4 tRNA genes are annotated in these 355 nt (G+C 53.0%); all 4 read left to right on the top strand.

The features are described from left to right. The first annotated feature begins 2 nt into the window (after positions 1-2). Positions 3-76: transfer RNA gene (locus tag F9B85_RS14205), tRNA-Gly, on the top strand. 3 nt (positions 77-79) lie between these two features. Then, positions 80-156 (top strand) — tRNA-Arg (locus F9B85_RS14210). Between the two features lie 47 nt (positions 157-203). After that, a tRNA-His gene (locus F9B85_RS14215) sits at positions 204-279 on the top strand. Positions 280-282: 3 nt separating this feature from the next. Beyond that, positions 283-354: transfer RNA gene (locus F9B85_RS14220), tRNA-Cys, on the top strand. Position 355: the final 1 nt, after the last annotated feature.

A 355-nucleotide genomic window follows, 5' to 3' on the forward strand; every position in this document is an offset into this window, starting at 1 on the left:
ATGCGGGTGTAGCTTAATGGTAAAGCTCTAGCCTTCCAAGCTAGCTACGTGGGTTCGATTCCCATCACCCGCTCCATTTGCGCCTGTAGCTCAGCAGGATAGAGCAACCGCCTTCTAAGCGGTCGGTCGGGAGTTCGAATCTCTCCAGGCGCGCCACTTTCAACTTGGAATTCTTATATCAGTAAAAGATAACAACTAATATGGTGGTTGTGGCGAAGTGGTTAACGCACCGGATTGTGGCTCCGGCACTCGTGGGTTCAAGTCCCATCAGCCACCCCATATGGCGGCATAGCCAAGTGGTAAGGCAGAGGTCTGCAAAACCTTTATCCCCCAGTTCGAATCTGGGTGCCGCCTC

Source organism: Heliorestis acidaminivorans, assembly GCF_008933955.1.
Taxonomy (GTDB): Bacteria; Bacillota; Desulfitobacteriia; order Heliobacteriales; family Heliobacteriaceae; genus Heliorestis; species Heliorestis acidaminivorans.